Annotated in this window: 7 protein-coding genes and 1 tRNA gene; 3 read left to right on the forward strand and 5 right to left on the reverse strand. The window is 70.6% G+C overall.

Annotated elements, in window-relative coordinates:
• Window positions 1-15 precede the first annotated feature (15 nt).
• Window positions 16-1,224, forward strand: a complete 1,209-nt coding sequence (locus E0H92_RS18370; RefSeq protein WP_131497045.1) for an ROK family transcriptional regulator — start codon at window positions 16-18, stop codon at window positions 1,222-1,224.
• A 111-nt stretch (window positions 1,225-1,335) separates the two neighbouring features.
• Here E0H92_RS18370 and nagZ read toward each other — a convergent pair whose 3' ends face one another.
• The gene (nagZ, locus tag E0H92_RS18375) at window positions 1,336-2,820 is read right to left on the reverse strand and encodes a beta-N-acetylhexosaminidase (RefSeq protein ID WP_131497046.1); all 1,485 of its coding nucleotides are present in this window, start codon (window positions 2,818-2,820) and stop codon (window positions 1,336-1,338) included.
• Window positions 2,821-3,262: 442 nt separating this feature from the next.
• Between nagZ and E0H92_RS18385 the strand changes: the two genes are divergently transcribed.
• The gene (locus E0H92_RS18385; protein WP_131462437.1) at window positions 3,263-4,192 is read left to right on the forward strand and encodes an ROK family protein; all 930 of its coding nucleotides are present in this window, start codon (window positions 3,263-3,265) and stop codon (window positions 4,190-4,192) included.
• Between the two features lie 461 nt (window positions 4,193-4,653).
• Here E0H92_RS18385 and E0H92_RS18390 read toward each other — a convergent pair whose 3' ends face one another.
• On the reverse strand, window positions 4,654-14,745 hold the full coding sequence (locus E0H92_RS18390) for a non-ribosomal peptide synthetase/type I polyketide synthase (RefSeq protein WP_131497048.1): 10,092 nt from the start codon (window positions 14,743-14,745) through the stop codon (window positions 4,654-4,656).
• Between the two features lie 474 nt (window positions 14,746-15,219).
• Between E0H92_RS18390 and E0H92_RS18395 the strand changes: the two genes are divergently transcribed.
• On the forward strand, window positions 15,220-16,293 hold the full coding sequence (locus tag E0H92_RS18395; RefSeq protein WP_131462435.1) for a serine hydrolase domain-containing protein: 1,074 nt from the start codon (window positions 15,220-15,222) through the stop codon (window positions 16,291-16,293).
• Window positions 16,294-16,295: 2 nt separating this feature from the next.
• Here E0H92_RS18395 and E0H92_RS18400 read toward each other — a convergent pair.
• The 3 genes from E0H92_RS18400 to E0H92_RS18410 form a co-directional block, all read right to left on the reverse strand.
• Window positions 16,296-16,367, reverse strand: a tRNA-Val gene (locus E0H92_RS18400).
• Window positions 16,368-16,388: 21 nt separating this feature from the next.
• Window positions 16,389-16,859 (reverse strand): peroxiredoxin, encoded by a 471-nt coding sequence (locus E0H92_RS18405; RefSeq protein WP_131462434.1) that lies wholly within the window; start codon window positions 16,857-16,859, stop codon window positions 16,389-16,391.
• Window positions 16,856-17,299 (reverse strand): DUF3052 domain-containing protein, encoded by a 444-nt coding sequence (locus tag E0H92_RS18410; protein WP_131289344.1) that lies wholly within the window; start codon window positions 17,297-17,299, stop codon window positions 16,856-16,858. Before E0H92_RS18410 ends, E0H92_RS18405 begins: the two co-directional genes overlap by 4 nt.
• Between the last annotated feature and the right edge of the window lie 191 nt (window positions 17,300-17,490).

The raw sequence follows: 17,490 nt of genomic DNA on the forward strand, positions 1-17,490 counted from the left end.
GTCAAGGGGCTTTTCATGGCGAAACCACCGACAACGCCGCCCACGGCCACGCCGACGATGCTGCGGCGGGTGAACGCGGGCAAAGTACTCGGCGTACTCACCCGCGCCCGGGTGATGACAGGAACCGGCCTGATCGAGGCCACCGGTCTCACCCGCGCGACCGTGCACGCGGTCTGCAACGACCTGATCTCGATGGGCTGGGTGGTCGAGCTCGACCCCGGCCGGACGTCGGTCGGGCGGCCGTCGCGGCGGTTCGAGTTCAACAGCCACGCGGGGTACGTGCTCGGCATCGACATCGGCGCGGCCAAGACGACGGTGCTGGTCTCCGACCTGCGCGGCGAGACGGTGGCCAAGGCCGGGCGGTCGGCCGCCGATGTGACGACGCCGAGCGAGCGGACCGAGATCGTGCACGAGACCGTGGTCGAGGCGCTCGCGTCCGCGGGCGTGACGGACGCTCAGGTCCTCGCCGCCGGCGCGGGGGTCGCGGCGCCTGTCGACCGCGACGGGAACATCCTCGTCGACGACGAGTTCTGGCGGCGCTTCGACACCGGGCTCGCGCAGCGGCTGACCGAACTGCACGGGTGGCCGGTCCTGCTGGAGAACGACGCGAACCTCGCGACGCTCGGGGAGCACTGGCGGGGCGAGGCGCGCAACGTCGACGACCTCGTCGTACTGCTCGCCGGCGAACGGTTCGGGTCGGGTCTGATGGACTCCGGCCGGTTGCTGCACGGCAGCCGCGGCGGCGCCGGCGAGATGGTGTTCCTCAAGCTGGTCGAGGGGGTCGGCGACACCCACGGGATCGCGCGGATCGCCCGCGAGAACGGTACGGCGGCGGTCGCGGACGCGGCCGTGGAAACGTCACTGCGGGGCCTCGCGACCGACGGAGTGGTGACTGCTGAGCAGGTGTTCCGTGCCGCCGCCGACGGCGACAAGGTGGCGCTCAGCATCCTTCAGGACATCGCCGGCCGGACCGCGCGGGTGGTCGCGACGCTCGGCGCCCTGTTCAATCCCGAACTGGTGGTCCTGGGCGGCGCCGTCGCCGAGGCCGCCGCCGCTCTCCTCCCCGACCTAGAGGCCAACCTGGCTCACTACACCAGCACTCCCCCACGCGTCGCCGTCTCCTCACTCGGCGACGCGATCGTCTCGGTCGGCGCCGTCCGCCACGCCCTCAACCACGTCGAGGAGCATGCGCTGGACCTCGAACTGGGGTGCCGCTCCGACTGAGGTCACCGGCAGCTCGACAGTACGTATACGCCCACTGGGCCGGATCGACCGTCCCGCTGAGCGTGCGTCCGGCCGGTCCGGCCGGACACCTCCTGTCGACCTGCCGTCGGCCTAGCCTTCGCGGGTCAGCGCCTTGGCGATGGTTTCCAGGACGATGACGTTGCGGCCTGAGGTGGTGGCGGAAGGGGTGCCGGCGGGGACGAGGGACTGGTCCTCGGGGATGCCGGTGCAGAGGACGAAGACGTTGTCGGGGTGGCCCTGGACCAGGTGGTTGAGGGCCTCGCGCATCCACGGCGTGCGACCGGCGTCCTGGACGGCGATCACGAGCGGCCGGCCCTGCGCGGCCTTGGCTGCCTTCGCGATCGCGTCGTCCTGCGGCTCGCCGTTGTCGGTGAGGTGGTGCTCGCCGCGGAGTACGACGCCCTCGGCACCGGGAGCGACCCGCGTGAAGATCTCGGGCAGCCCGGAGAAGTAGGGATTCCAGGCCGGGTGCAGGCCCTGCGTCAGATCGACGACGTACGGCGTCGCGCCGAACGCCGGGAACGTCTGCCCAGCCACCACCCGCGCGGCGACGTCGCGGATCGGAGCGCCGTCGAGACCCGGCTGCCGGCTGCGCTGACCGAGTGAGGTGGCGAGAGCCCGGACCCGCGCCGCGGCGTCCGCGACCCGCTCGGCGGGGAGCGTCCCGGTGCGGACGGCGTCGACCACACGGGCGGTCAGCGCCTGCGGGTCCGCCGTACCGACCGCGATCATCGCGAGGTCCGCGCCGGCGCCGATCGACGCGACCGCGGCGTCCTCGATCGAGCGGTTCTTGGTGATCGCCTGCATCTCCAGCGCGTCAGTGGTGATGACGCCGGTGAAGCCGAGCTCCTCGCGCAGCAGTCCGGTCAGTACCCGGTGCGAGAGCGTGGCCGGCTGGTCGTCGTACGCCGAGAAGATGATGTGCGCGCTCATCACGACGTCGGCGCCGGCGGCGATGGTCGCTCGGAACGGTGCGAGCTCGACGGCCGCGACCTCGTCGATGGCGCGGTCGACCCGTGGGAGGTCGGTGTGCGAGTCGACCGCGACGTCGCCGTGGCCCGGGAAGTGCTTCGGGCAGGCCGCGATCCCGGCGGCGTGGACGCCCTCGACGAACGCGACGCCGTGCCGCGCGACGACGTCCGCGGTACGGCCGAAGGAGCGCGTGGAGATGATCGGGTTCGCCGGGTTGCTGTTCACGTCGACCGACGGGGCCAGCATCAGGTCGATCCCGAGCGCGGCCAGGGTAGCGGCCGCGTCCCGGGCCGCGTCGCGGGTCAGGTCGACGTCGTCCAGGTCGCCCAGCAGGCGCGGGGAGGCAAGGGGCCACGGATTCGCCGGCGCGAGGTGGCTGAACTCGCCGCCCTCGTGGTCGATCGCCACGATCAGATCCGGACGCTCGGCCCGCAAGGCCGCCGTCAGCGCCGCCACCTGCTCGGCGTCGGCCACGTTGCGGGTGAACAGGATGACGGCCCCGAGCCCGCCCGCCACGGCGCGCCGCAGCTCGTCCGGCGCCGAAGTCCCAGCAAAACCGACCACCAACGAGCCGGCCGCGTCACGATCCAGTTGATCACTCATCCCCCAACCCTCTCCCCCACCCGGCCCACCCCGCCACCCCGCCCCCTCTCTCAGGCACCTACCGCGCCACCAACCTCCGCACTTTGGGCCCCCACCAACCATTTCGAACGCCGCGAAATGGTTGGTGGGGGCTCAAAGCCGCCCGGACCGGCGGCGAGTGGGACGTGGGGCGGGCGGTGGGTGAGGAGGTGGGTGGGGAGGTGGGTGGGGAGGTGGGTGGGGAGGTGGGTGGGAGTGCGCGGGAGGTGGTGGGGCGGTGGGTTGTGGAGGTGTCGGGGAAGGTTGCGGGAGGGCTTGAGGGGCATCGTTGTCAAGCGTTGTCATGGCAGTTATCCGGCTCCTTCCTGCGGGTTTTCCGTGATTACCACAGATCACCCCTGTCTGTTCGGGCCGACTACAGATAACGTTGTCTCTCGACCTGACCGCCCTGACCGGGGGGACGATGAGCGACGACACAGCGAAGGCGCGGGGAACCGTGCTGGGAATCGACATCGGCGGCACGAAGATGGCCGCCGCTTTGGTGTCCGCGGACGGCACGATTCTCACCGGCGACCGGATCGCTACCCCGTCCGGTGACGCCGACCAGGTGTTCGCCGCGCTCGGTGAGCTGATCGAGCGGGTGAGCGGCGACGCCGCCCCGCTGGCCGTCGGCATCGGCTCGGCCGGACCGGTCGATCAGCAGCACGGCCTGGTCTCCCCGGTGAACATCGCCGGCTGGCGCAACTTCCCGATCGTCGACCGGGTCCGCGCGATGACCGGCGACATCCCCGTCGCGCTCGGGCTCGACGGGCACTGTTTCGCGCTCGGTGAGTTCTGGGGCGGCGCCGGCCGCGACGCCCACACCCTGCTCGGGATCGTCGTCTCGACCGGAGTCGGCGGTGGCCTCGTCGTCGACGGCAAGCCGCTGATCGGCCAGTCCGGCAATGCGGCGCACATCGGCCACGTGGTGATCGACCAGGATGGCGAGGCCTGCGTGTGCGGCTCGTTCGGCTGTGTCGAGGCGTACGCGAGCGGCCCGCGGATGGTGGCCCGCGCGCAGCGGGGCGGCTGGCGGACGGGCGAGACCGTGGATGCCGAAGTACTGGCCGCCGATGCCGCTGCCGGGGACGAGCTCGCGCTGGCCGCGTTCGACGACGGAGCGCAGGCGCTGGCCGCGGGAATCGTCGCGACGGCCGTGACCGTCGACCTGACCGCGGTCGTGATCGGCGGCGGGGTGGCGAAGGCGGGGCCGGTGCTGTTCGACCCGGTGCAGGCGTGGGTGAAGCGACTGGCGCAGCTGCCGTTCGTCACGGACCTCACCGTGGTGCCCGCCCAACTGGACAATGCGGGCCTGCTCGGTGCCGCGCACCAGGCCTGGGCTGCACTGGCCTGACCCGTAATCGCCTAGAACACACACTTTTGCGCGTTGGGTAAGGCCTCTCCCGCGCAACTTTGCGCAATTTTTACGAATCTCCGCGATCCGTGTAACGAGGGACCTTCGTCACGCGATGCAACGGATGGATGGGGTGGGGGCACCGTCATCCACGACCGGTCGAGGGGGGCTCAGGCCGGGCGTCCACCGGGAGATCGAGGGGGCTTTGGTCAACCGGAACACGTGAGCGGCGGGTGAGGGCACTCTCCCGCCGCAACCGTGTGAACCTCAGGGTCGGGAACCAGTCTGCCAACGGCAGCGTCCGACTGCTTCACCGTGATCGATCCTGTGGAGGGATGGGATCGAACGCGGGTTCTGCATCGCGTACGGCGGACGGTGGCTGTTTGGGAGGGCTGCCACCGACTTGCCCACCGTCCTCGTTGCAGAGCCGATGCCCTGGCCCGGACCCCGCTAGGGCGTACCTAGGGTTTCAGCCACTCCGGCTCGGGCAGCCGGGAGCGGTCCAGCCGGCCGTTGTCGTCGAGCGGCAGCTCCTCGATCGGGATCAGGTCCGCCGGCACCAGGTAGATCGGCAGTTCCTTGCCCAGGTCAAGCATCAGCCGTGCCAGTACGGCGGGATCGCTGTCCTCGAGCACGACGTACCCGATCAGGCAGGTGTCACCGCCCGGGTCCGAACAGGCCACCACGACCGCGTCGACGACGCCAGGCTGGTCCGCCAGCACGTGCTCCGTCTCGCCGGGCTCGACCCGATGGCCCCGGATCTTCACCTGGTCGTCCGCGCGGCCGAGGTACTCCAAGGTGCCGTCGGCGCGCCAGCGGCCGAGGTCCCGGCTGCGGTACAGCCGCGCGCCCGGGTGTCCCGGATCCGCGACGAACGCGCGCTCGGTCTCCTCCGGCCGCCCGATGTAGCCCTGGGCAACCGCGGCGCCGCCGAGGTGGATCTCGCCGACCGCACCGACCGGCACGGGCCGCAGCGCGGCGTCCAGCAGCCGTACGGCGACACCGTCGATGGGCCGCCCGATCGACGGCCGGTCCTCGGCCGGGTCGACCGCGTGGATCGTGGTCACGATCGACGCCTCGGTCGGACCGTACTCGTTGAACAGCCGGCACTGCGGATGCGCGTCGAGGAAGTCCCGCACCTTGTGCGTCAGCACCATCGCCTCGCCGCCCGCGACGATCTCCCGCAACTCGGGCAGCTCCGGCAGCCGGCGCATCGTCGCCAGCAGCGCGGTCAGCGGGCTGAACGCCATGAACAAGCGCTGCACGCCGTGGTCACGCAGCGCCGCCACGACCGCGTCCGGGTCGTACCGGTCGTCCTCGCCGATCAGCACCAGCGCCGCGCCCGACGCCAGCGTCGTGAACATCTCCTGGACGTGGACGTCGAAGCCGAACGACGTCCACTGCAGCGTCCGCAGCGATCTCCGGGTCCGCAGGTAGTGCCGGACCAGGTTCACCGGACCGCGGTGCGGGACCACGACGCCCTTCGGGTTGCCGCTAGAGCCGGACGTGTAGATGCAGTACGCAACGTCATCGGCCGCGGCCCGCACCGGCGGCGCCTGCTTCGCCCGCGTATCGCCGTCGCCGCCTGCCACCGGAACGAGTCGAAGGTTGAGGCGATCGGCCAGCGCCGCGTCGTCACCGACGAGCGCGACCGCCGCCGCGTCCTGCACCATGAACGCCCACCGGGACTCCGGCACGCCGGGGTCCAGCGGCAGGTACGCCGCACCGGACTTGAGGACCGCCAGCACCGCGACGACCATCTCGGTGCCGCGGGCAACGCGGACGGCGACCAGCTGGCCCGGCTTCACGCCGAGATCGGCGAGTTGCCACGCGACCGCGTTCGAGCGGCGGTCGAGTTCGGCGTACGTCAGCTCGCGGCCTTCCTGGATCAGCGCGATCGCGTCCGGCGTCCGCGCGACCTGTTGCTCGAACAGGGTGTGCAGTCCGCTGAGTTCACCGGCGACGACCGCGTCCCGGCGTACCCGGCCGATCGGCCCGTTCGCGCCGGCGTCGGACTCGAGTGCCCGGAGCGCCTCGAGGTCGGACTCGATCGGGAGGACCAGCTCGGGCAGGCGGAGCTCCGGCGTGGTCGTTGCCCTGCGCAACACCTCGGCCAGGTAGTCGAGCAGGCGCTCGATCGTCGGCTGCTCGAACAGGCCGGAGCGGTAGTCCGCCGTACAGGTGACGCCGGTCGGGTGCTGGATCAGGCGGAACCGCAGGTCGACGCTCGGCGGCAGGTCGTCGTCGTCCGCCTCCTCGAACTCGACCTGGATCTGGAACAGCGGGTCGCGTTCGAGGATCTTCAGGTCGGTGCCGGCGTGGTCGGACGCGCCCGCGGTGATGTCGCGGATCCGTTCCGTCAGCTCGCCGAGATCGGGTTCGCCGGAGAGGTCGATCCGCAGCGGGAGCGGGCGGCTCTTCTTCGAGCGGAGCAGCGCCGAGCCGATGGTCACGTCGTCCTGCGCGGCGAACCGGCCGAGCACGGTCGCGGTGGCGGCGAGCATCGTCATTACCGGGCTGAGCTTGCGGTCCCGGCTGTAGGTGAGCACCGCTTCGCTGAGGTCCTTGCCCAGTTCGTGCTCGACCGACGCCACCGCGTCGTCGCCGGCTGCGCGGGCCCGATCCGCGGGGAGGACCAACGGTTCGGCGCCGGCGAGGACCTCGGTCCAGTAGGTGAAGTCACGGCGTTGCCGGTCGGCCGGCGACTCCGCCGTACGACGGGACTCCGCGGTCAGCACGCGGACTGGGACGGTCTGCTCTTCGACTACCTGTTCTTCTGCTACCGGCTCGTCTGTCTGTTCGGCCTCGGCTGTCGGCTCGGGTGTTTGCGCGGTCGGTTCGCCGAGGAGGGCGAGTTGTTCGCGCATGAGCTTGGTGACGCCGTCGACGAGCTGCCCGGCGACGCGGAGCTGCTGCGACATCAGCGCCGCCATCCCGCTCCCGGGCAGTTCCGCCTCGCTGGTCGCGGCCGCCGCCTCGTCGACCTTCGCCGCCAGTTCCGCAAGCCCCGATCCGAGAACGGCCAACGCCGTCCGCGCATCCGGCGCCGGCTCCTCCGCCGCCACCTCCTCGGCGACAGACTCGACGACCTGCGGCTCGACAGGCTCAACCGGCTCAACCGTCTGCATCGCCACCGCGGTCGCGACCTTGTGCGGTGTGTTGTACGTCAGGAACAGGTCGTCCGGCGCCAGTTCGGCCTCGAACCGGCTCTTGAGCTCGTCGATCACCGGCGCCATCGACGCCGGCGTCGCCCCGAGCTCGGCGAACGTGTGGTCGACGGTCAGGTCGTACGGGTCGAGGTTGTGCACCTCGCAGGTCAGGTCGAGTACGACGTCCAGCGACTCGCGGTACCGTTCCGCGGACATCTCGTCACCGGACAGCGACCCGGCCTGGGCCAGGTAGTCCGCGTCGATCTGATGCGTCTCGTCCGGCAACGCGAACGGGGACCGCTCGGACTCCTCCGCCTGCTCGTCCACCGGCTCGACCTGCGCGCTCGGCACCGGTTCCGGCGGATCCAGCGGGATCCGCTTCACCGCGGCGCTCGACGGAGGCTCGAACACCACGGCCTGTGCGCGCGCGGCCCGCTCGAACGCGTTCAGCCGCGGCGCATTGTTGTCCCCGGCAACCGCCGTACCCGGACCCGCCAGCACTGTCACCGACGGGTCGACCGGGTGGTGCACCCGGCGGAACGGGTACGTCGGCAACGGGACCCGCCCGCCGTCCGCGTACACCTTCGCCCACGCGATCTCGGTGCCCTGCTCGTACAGCTCGGCCAGGCCGTTCATCGTCGCGAGCACCGGGTCCTGACCGAGGCGCTGCGCCGGGATCCACGTGCTGTTCGGCGCGATCCGGCGACCCGCGGGACTCAGTACGGCGTCCGGCCCGAGCTCCAGGAACCGGCGGCAACCGGCCGCCGTCACCGCCTCGACCGCGTCACCGAACAGCACCGGCTGCCGCAACTGACCGACCAGGTAGTCGCTGTCGAGCACGGTCCCGGACTCGAGCAGATCACCCGACCAGCTCGACACCATCGGCGTCCGCAGCGGCTTCAGCGTGATCTCGCGGACGATCTCCGCGAAGTCAGCCAGTATTGGATCCACCAACGAACTGTGGAACGCGCGGTCCACGTCCAGCCGCTGCCACGCAACCTGCAGCTGATCGAGTTGCGCGGCCAGCTGCCCGACGATCACCTCGGACCCGGTCAGCACGAACGACTGCGGACCGTTGCCTGCAGCAACCTCCACGCCGGCGCTCCGGGCGATCTCGCGGACCCGGTCGGCGTCGGCGCGGACCGCGACCATCGCGCCGGGAACCGTGCCCCGCTGCATGAGTTCGCCACGCTTCGCGGTGAGGCGTACGCCGTCCGCCAGCGAGAGAGCGCCCGCGACACACAGAGCGGCGTACTCACCGACGCTGTGCCCGACGACCAGCGCGGGCTGAACACCGAACGACTGCCAGAGGCGGGCCAGTGCGAGCTCGAACGCGAACAGTGCGGGCTGCGCGGTCTCAGTCGGCCACACACCTTCCGCCGTACCGGCCGGAGTGAGGAGCAGTTCGAGGAGGCTGCCGCCGGTCTCTTCGTGATAGACGCGGTCGCACTCGTCCAGGACCGAGCGGAACACCGGGAAGCGAGCGGCCAGGCCGGCGGCCATTCCGCGCCGAGCGGCGCCCTGTCCGGTGAACGCGTAGCCGAGCGGGCCGGGTCCGCCGCGCGGTACCTCGGTCGGCTGGGCGGCACCCAGAGCGGTGACGAGTTCGCCCTCAGTACTGCCGGCGACCGCGATCCGGTGCCGGTGCGCCGGCCGGCCGAGCGCCGCCGTACCGGCGAGGTCGATGAGGCGGTGGCCGGTGCCGTGGCCCAGGTCGGAGCGGTACATCTCCACGAGGTCGGCGAGGGCGTCCGGGTCCGGCGCGGACACAGGCAGTACGACGGGGCCGTCGTCACCGCGGCGGATCTGACGCGGCGCCTCCTCGAGGATCACGTGCGCGTTCGTGCCGGCCGGGTCGAGGGCGCTGACGCCGGCGCGGAGCGTCGTACCGCCGGACAGCAGCGGCACAGTCCACTCGCGCACCTCGGTGCCGATCACGAAGGGGCTGCCGTCGAGAGCGAGCTCCGGGTTCGGCTCGGTGACGTTGATGGTCGGCACCAGCATCCGGTGCTGCAGCATCAGGATCGTCTTGATCAGCCCGGCCATCCCGGCCGCGCTGTCCAGGTGGCCGATGTTCGGCTTCACCGATCCGAGCGTGCAGAACCCGACCTTGTCGGTGTGCCGGCGCAGCGCGGTTGTCAGCGCCTTCACCTCGGCGGCATCCGCGGCCGGGCTGCCGATCCCATGCGCCTCGATGTAGCTCAGCGAGTCGGCGTCGAACCCGGCACGGTCGAGCGCGCGCTCGATCAACTCGGCCTGGTTCCCGGCCGGCACGTCCTCGTTGCTGACCGCCGTACCGCGAATCACGGCGTACACCGTGTCGCCGTCGGTCAGCGCCTGGTCGAGCCGCTTCAGGAGTACGGCGGCGACACCGTTCCCGCCGACCGTGCCGTCGGCGTCGGACGCGAACGCGCGGATCTGACCGCTCGGCGACAGGATCGAGTTCGGCGTCGGGTGGTAGGTCGTTGCCTGCGGCACCTGTACGGCGGCGGCGCCGGCCAGCGCGAGGTCCGCGTCACCGGACCGGAGCGCCTGGCAGGCCAGATGCACCGCGACGAGCGACGACGAGGAGGCCGACTGCACGCCGATCGCGGGGCCCGTCAGGCCGAGGCGGTACGCGACCCGGGTGGCGATCGAGTCGCGGGACTGGTGCTGACGGTTGTACAGGTTCATGCCCGAGCCCGCGAACACACCGACCCGGTTCGTCGTACCGGCGTACCCGCCGTGCTCCAGCGCCTGATGACAAACCTCGAGGAACAACCGCTGCGCCGGATCCATCAACTCGGCTTCACGATCGCTCAACCCGAAGAACTTCGCATCGAACGACTCGACATGCTCCAACACACCACTGACCGCGACAACCCCGTCCCCCGCCTCCCGCCGAAGGCTCTCCACACCCCCCACCAAATTCTCCCAGAACTGCTCAACCCCCTCAGCCCCCGGAAACCGCCCAGCCACCCCCACAACAGCCACCGGCTCCACAACCCGACCCACAACCGAGGCAACCCCTGAAGCCGAACCCTCTACACGAACAACCCCACCGCCCCCGACGGAACCCGACCCGTCTACGGCGATAGCAGCCTCGTCGCCGGCCTCCGCAGACACCCGTTCGGCATCCGCCTCGACCTCGTCAACCTCCCCCACCGTCGAGACGTCAGCTCCCGCCTCCTCGTCCGCGGCAACGTCGTCCTCGTCCGCAGCATCTACGTCCGCATCTACGTCCGCGGTTTCAACGTCCGCATCCTCCGAGTGCGCCGCAACCTCATCCGCCGCGCCCTCGCCGGCCCCATCGCCCGACGCACCCGCACCCGCACCCGCACCCGCACCCGCACCAACCATCTGCGCAAGGCCCACCGCCTCCGCAGCCCCACTCGCGTCCACCACGAAGACCGCGCCCCGCGCGTCCACCGCGCCATCCGCGGACGGCTCTTCGACCTGCACCTCGGCACTCACGACCGCAACGTCGCCAGCCTGCTCCGCCTCAGACCGATCGGCGGCATCCTCCCGCTCGCCCGACTCCTCCGCGGACGGCGCCTCGTCCTCGTCCGGTACGTCGGCACCGGTCGCAGCGTCGTACGACTCCTCGACGGCCCCGGCCAGCTCGGTGGTGTCCTCGGCAGACACCTCGGCAACAGACGGCGGCTGCTCTTCGTCCAATACGTCGGCGTCAGCAACCGCAGCCTCGTCCGACTGCTCTGCCTCAGACCGTTCGGCAGCATCCTCCAGCTCAGCAGAGTCCTCGTCAGCGGACGGCGTCTGGTCTTCAACCGGTACGTCGGCACCGGCAGTCTCAGCGTCATCGGACTGAGCGGCCTCAGACTCGCCGACGGTCTCCTCCCGTTCGCCGGAGTCCTCCGCAGACGTGGCCTGGTCCTCTTCCAGTACGTCGTCGCCGGTCGCACCGTCGTACGACTCCTCGACGGCCCCGGACTGCTCGGCGGTGTTCTCGAGCTCGGCAACAGACGGCGTCTGCTCTTCCTCCAGTACGTCGGCATCAGCAACCGCAGCCTCGTCCGACTGCTCCGACTCAGACCGGTCGGCAGCATCCTCCAGTTCGCCGGCGTCCTCGTCCGCAGACGGCGTCTGGTCGTCGGCCGACTCCTCGACGACGGCGGCCTCAGCGTCGTCCGACAGCTCGTCCTCGGAGCGGTCGGCGGTGTGCTCCAGCTCGGCGGACACTTCCTCCGCGGACGGCGCCTGCTCTTCGACCGGTACGTCGGCACCGACAGCCTCAGCGTCGTCGGACTGCTCCGCCTCGGATCGGTCGGCCGCATCCTCCTGCTCAGCCGAGTCCTCGGCCGTGGAAGGCGTCTGATTCTCGACCGGCACCTCAGCGCCGGTCGTACCGTCGTACGACTCCTCAACGGCCCCGAACCGCTCGGCGGTGTCCTCTAGTTCTGCGGACACCTCCGCCGCGGACGGCGCCTGCTCTTCGTCCAGTACGTCGGCGCCGACCGCCTCGGCGTCGTCCGACTGCTCCGACTCAGACTGGTCGGCTGCATCCTCCAGCTCACCGAAATCCTCGTCCGCGGACGAGGTCTGCTCTTCGGCCAGTACGTCGGCATCCGCAGTCTCGTTCGACTGCTCCGCCTCGGAGCCGTCAGCCGCATCCTCCAGCTCACCGGACACCTCGTCCGCGGACGGCGTTTGGTCCTCGTCCAGTACGTCGGTGCCCGCGGCGTCGTTCGACTGCTCCGCCTCGGAGCCGTCAGCCGCATCCTTCAGTTCACCGGACACCTCGGCCGCGGACGGCGTCTGCTCTTCGTGCACGTCGTCGGACTGCTCCGCCTCAGACCGGTCGGCTGCATCGTCCAGTACGTCGGCGTCCGCAGCCTCGCTCGACTGGTCGGGCTCGGAGCGGTTGGCGGTGTCCTCCAGTTCGGTGGGCACCTCCTCCGCGGACGGGGGCTGGTCTTCATCCGGTACCTGGGCGTCCGCAGTCGCAGCCTCGTTCGACTGTTCGTCGGCTTCGGACTCGTCGGTCGTGTGCTGGGCCTCGTCGGCGGGCGGTACGTCGGTGGTCGCGGCGTCGTGCTGCTGGTCCGTGGGGTCGGACTGCGCATTGGCGGGCTTCTGTTCGACGCTTGGTGCCGTGGGTGCCGTGGGTGCCGTGGGTGCCGTGGGTGCCGTGGGTGCCGTGGGTGCCGTGGGTGCCGTGGGTGCCGTGGCGGGTGGCGAGTAGGCCGTGGGACCTGGCGGGGGCGGGGCTGTGGGACCAAGCGCAGGTGCTGTCGCGGAGGCAGGCGGCATGGGTGCCGTTGCGGCCGTGGCTTGCTCTGATGCCGGTGCGGTGCGGGCCTCGGGTGCTGTCCCGGTGGGCTCGGGTGCGGTCGTGGTGGACGCACGCTCAGAGGTTGGCGCGGTCGGCGCGGGCTCGGCTGCAGTCGCGGTGGGTTCAGGAGTTGGTGCCGTGGACGCGCGCTCGGGGGTGGGGGGTGGTGGGGTGCCTAGGGTGGGGCGTTGGGGTGGGGTGGGGATGGATTGTTGGAGTTCTCGTTTCCAGGCCAGGCGGACTACTGGGAGTTCGGTGGTGCGTTCGGCGGCTTCTTCGTCGGCGAACGGGGTGGATTCGGGGGTGCTGGAGGGGCCTTGGCCGGTGGGGCCGGAGGCGGGGGTGGCGCCGGCGGGTTCTACGTGGGTGGTTGCGGGTTCCAGGAGGGTGCCGTCGATCCAGCGCTGTTTGAGCAACGGGCGGAGGATCTTGCCGCCGGGGGTGGTCGGGAAGTCGCGGCGCGGGACGCCGACGACCTGCGCCGACAGACCTAGGCGGGTCTGGATCAGGCTGCGGATCGCTTGGTCCATGCCGGGAACGGAGTCCGCGGTAAGCGCGTAGAAAACGACCAGGCGATCGGTGCCGGTAGCTTCGTCGGCGATGCCGCAGGCGGCGACGAGGCCGTGTTCGGCACCGACGACGGTGGTGGCGACGGACTCGATGTCGTGGGCGTAGTGGAGCTTGCCGGACATGATGATGCGTTCGCTGTCCCGGCCGGTGATGACGACCTGCCCGCCGGTGATGAAGCCCTGGTCGCCGGTCGCGAGCCACTTGCGCGCGGGCCAGTTCCCGATCGGGAACGCGGACCGGTCCGCGTCGAGGTTGCCGAGGTACCCGGGCGTCACCCGGGCCGACGCGACCTGCAGCTGACCGATGCGGCCTTCCGGCAGTACGGCGCCGTTCGGGGCGACGATGCGCACCGTCGTACCGGGGGCGGGCGCTCCCACCGACACCAGCGACAGCACACCTGGTACTTCGGTCCGCGGCTTCCCGGGGCGCGCGACCGCGACCTTCCCGGACGACGGCCGCTGGTCGACCCATTCGACGACGCCGGTCGGTGGGATCCGGACGCGATGCACGTTCGGTGTCAGACCGGGACGCGCGAACGTGATGCCGGTGACCGTCTCGGTCATCCCCCACGCCGCCACGAACGTCTCCGGCACCACGCCGAACCGGTTCGTCACCCGCAGGAACTCCGACATCACGGGCACGGTGATCTGCTCACCGCCGCTGACCAGGCTGCGCAGTGCGGACAGGTCCCAGTGCCGGTCCGGTTCGCCGGCCACGGCGGCGGTCGCGAGCCGGTACCCGAAGTTCGGCGACCACGAGTGGTTCACCCGGTGTTGTTCCATCAGGTCGAGCCAGCGCAGCGGGTTGGCCAGGACCCAGTCCGTGTTCACGTGGATGTTCGTGCAGCCGGTGAACACGGGCAGCAGGTGGTAGAGCAGGAACGCGCCGCTGCGGTCCAGCGGCAGCCAGTTCAGCGTGGTCTGCCCCGGTCGTACGGGCAGCATCGCCGGCGTACCCGCGGCGAACTCGACCAGCCCGCGGTGCGTGAGCTGCACGATCTTCGGCGTACCGGTGGAGCCCGAGGACATCATCAGTACGGCGACGTCGTCCGCGGCGGGCCGGTGGAAGTCGGAGGTGGGCTCGTGGCCGGCCATCGCGTCCGGGTCGAGGACCGGGAGGCCGAGATCGTTCGGCAGGTCGGAGGGGCGGCCGATGAGGACGGTCCAGCCGAGCAGGTCGGTGATCCGGCGGAGCCGTTCGCGGCCTTCCTCGGTGCGGTCGCCGCCCGGGTTCGGCGCGACCAGCAGCGGGCGGATGCCGCCGAGGGTGCAGGCCCAGAACGCGGCGAAGAAGCCGACCGGCTCGGTGCAGTGCACGACCGCGGGGTCTCCGGCCCGTACGCCGTTGGCGCGCAGGCCGGCCAGGATCCGGGCGGCGAGCTCGAGCAGCGTCGGGAAGTCGAGTTTGGTCTCGCGGCCGTCCGCCCCGATCTCGACGACACCGGCGCCGCCGAAGTCGCGAGCGGCGCGGAGCAGCGCGCTCGGCAGGTCGCGGGGGTACCCGGCGGGAATCATCAACGCCGGCCCGGTGGAGATCGCCGGCCGGTCCGCACCACTTCTCACGCCGATGCCACCACCAGCGGAGCCGCCGATCGCCCAGGGGTGCCGTCCACGGTCGCGGGTACGACGGGGCGCTCGGCCGGTTGGCGACCCACGGACACGTGCCTCCCCAACTCGACGGGGCGGGTTCTGGGCAGACCCGCCTCACTTCACACCGACAGCAGCCCCGTTCTCCGCCTGCCGGAACGATGCCGTGACCGGGTACACCCGGTGCGTCATCACGCCGACCGACAGCCGTGAACCCTACCAGCCGCGACCCGCCCTGGAGGAGTCCGTTCTCACCAGCCGATGGTTAAGAATTCCCGTGCGAAACCACTGACCACCGACATGGTTCCAACGAGTGACCGCGGGTTCCGATACGCCCCGTACGAAAGCCGGTCACGACCACAGCGCGTCAGCGCGATGGCGGTGCCGTGTCAGGGCTCCCGTAGAGCGTGGTGGACATCAACCACAGCACTCGAACGAGGAGCACGAAGCATGTCGATCCAGGATCGTCCGGAACTGCAGAAGGCCACCCAGGAGTTCGTCGACGCCGGGTTCGGCGGTCTCGAACTGCGGGTGCACGACGAGCATGGCGAGTGGGTCGGCACCGCCGGCATCCGCGAACTCGGCAGCACCGAGCAGCCGCCGGCGGGCGGCCAGTTCCGGGTCGGAAGCGTCACCAAGACGTTCGTCTCGACCGTCGTCCTGCAACTGGTGGCCGAGGGCAAGCTGGAGCTGGACGGCGCGGTGGCCGGCCACCTGCCGCGGTTCGAACTGGACCCGCGGATCACGGTGCGGATGCTGCTCGACCACACCAGCGGCCTGTTCAACTACACCGGCGAATACTTCCCAGACGGCACCGTGGTCGCAGGGCTCCCGGCGACCGGTAAGGACTGGGCGGACCACCGGCTGCAGGGCTATACGCCGGACGAGCTGGTCGCGTTCGCGCTGGCCAAGCCGGCGCGCTTCGAGCCGGGCGCCGAGTGGAGCTACGCGAACACCAACTACACGGTCGCCGCGCTGCTGATCGAGGCGATCACCGGCCGGACGCTCGTCGAGGAACTGGACAGCCGGATCGTGAAGCCGCTCGGCCTGACGGGCACCGTCGAGCCCGGCGACCGCACCGACATCCCGGGACCGCACTCGCACGGGTACTTCCGCTACCAGGACGGCGAGGAGTGGAAGGTCGTCGACGTCACAGAGCAGAACCCATCCCTGCTGTTCGCCGCGGGCAGCATGCTGTCGACCACCGAGGACCTGCACAAGTTCATGTCCGCGCTGCAGAGCGGCAAGCTGCTGCCTGCCGAGCTACTGACCGAGATGCGTACGCCGCAACCGTTGAGCGGACCGCTCAACTACGCCCTCGGCCTGTTCGCGCAGGACACCGGCACCGAGACCATCTACCACCACAACGGCAGCGCCCCGGGCGGGTACGGCGCCCTGATGTACAGCTCGGCCGACGGCAGCAAGACGCTGACCGCCGCGATCACCATGGGCGACGCCGAGATCGACCTGCTCCAGGTCTTCCCGCCTGCTTTGCAGCGACTGGTCGACGCGGTCTTCAACTGAGGTGGGCGAAGAGGGGATCGAACCCCCGACATCTTCCTTGTAAGGGAAGCGCTCTACCGCTGAGCTATTCGCCCGGATCAAACGACCGGAGGAGTCTACCTGAGATCTGTGCCCAGACTTGCCAGGGCCTCGGCGTAGTCGTCGGGGTTCCGGGCGGTCGGGATCGGGTTCACGACGGACCAGCGCACGATCCCGGTGCGGTCGATCACGAAGGTGCCGCGGAGGGCGCAGCCGCGGTCCGCGTCGAAGACGCCGTACGACGAGGCGATGGCGCCGTGCGGCCAGAAATCGGTCAGCAGGCCGAAGTTCAGCTCCCGCGCGTCGGCGTAGGCGCGGAGGGTGAACATCGGGTCGCAGGAGATCGCCAGGAACTCGGCGGCGGCCAGCAGCGCCGGGCGGTCCCGCAGCTCGGTCAGTTCGCTGGTGCAGACCTGGCTGAAGGCGTACGGATAGAAGACCAGTACGACGTCCCGCCGGCCGGCGAAGTCGCTCAGCCGGACCGGTTCGCCGTACTGGTTCTGGGTCTCGAAGTCGGGGGCCCGGCTGCCGACAGCCGGGAGGCTCACCCCCGGCGGCCGGACTTGGGAACCACCAACTTGGTGGCCGACCAGTCGTCGGTCACGCTCAGGGTGCTGGTCGTCGCCAGGCCCGCGACCGGCGCGGCCTCGGTGATGTCACTGGTCTCGACGTAGCCGTCGCGGCCGACCTTCGGGGTCAGCAGCCACACCACGCCACCGGCCTTGAGGTCGGTCAGGATGTCGAAGAACGCGTCGACCAGGTCGCCGTCGTCCTCACGGAACCAGAGCAGGACGACGTCGACGACTTCGTCGGTGTCCTCGTCGACGAAGGCTTCGCCGGTGACTTCCCGGATCGCATCGCGGAACTCGTCGTCGCAGTCATCGTCGTACCCGATCTCCTGGACGACCCAGCCGGCCTCCAGGCCGAGCCGGGAGGCCATGTTCGGCACTCCGCTCTTGCCGTCCGCGTGGTCCGCGGTCGCGCTCACGTGTCCTCCTCCGTGGTCCCCGCTTACCCGGGGGTAGGTGTCAGTAGCCTGCTGCTCAGCGATAGTCCATCGTGTCGTACCGCGTCGCGCAAGTATGCACCAGGGGTCCGTGACGTGTCCGGTATGCGCGTGGCGGGTACGAGGCGTGTCCGCTCAGATCTGGTCCGGGCAGCCGGAATCGGGCCGGAAGG

The sequence above is a fragment of the Kribbella speibonae genome, assembly GCF_004331375.1.
Classification (GTDB): Bacteria; Actinomycetota; Actinomycetes; order Propionibacteriales; family Kribbellaceae; genus Kribbella; species Kribbella sindirgiensis.

What these genes read in the sequence shown, in the direction of transcription:
- E0H92_RS18395 (WP_131462435.1), top strand. Translation starts at nt 15,220, where the DNA reads ATGTCGATCCAGGATCGTCCGGAACTGCAGAAGGCCACCCAGGAGTTC.
- E0H92_RS18370 (WP_131497045.1), top strand. Translation starts at nt 16, where the DNA reads ATGGCGAAACCACCGACAACGCCGCCCACGGCCACGCCGACGATGCTG.
- nagZ (WP_131497046.1), bottom strand. Translation starts at nt 2,820, where the DNA reads ATGAGTGATCAACTGGATCGTGACGCGGCCGGCTCGTTGGTGGTCGGT.
- E0H92_RS18385 (WP_131462437.1), top strand. Translation starts at nt 3,263, where the DNA reads ATGAGCGACGACACAGCGAAGGCGCGGGGAACCGTGCTGGGAATCGAC.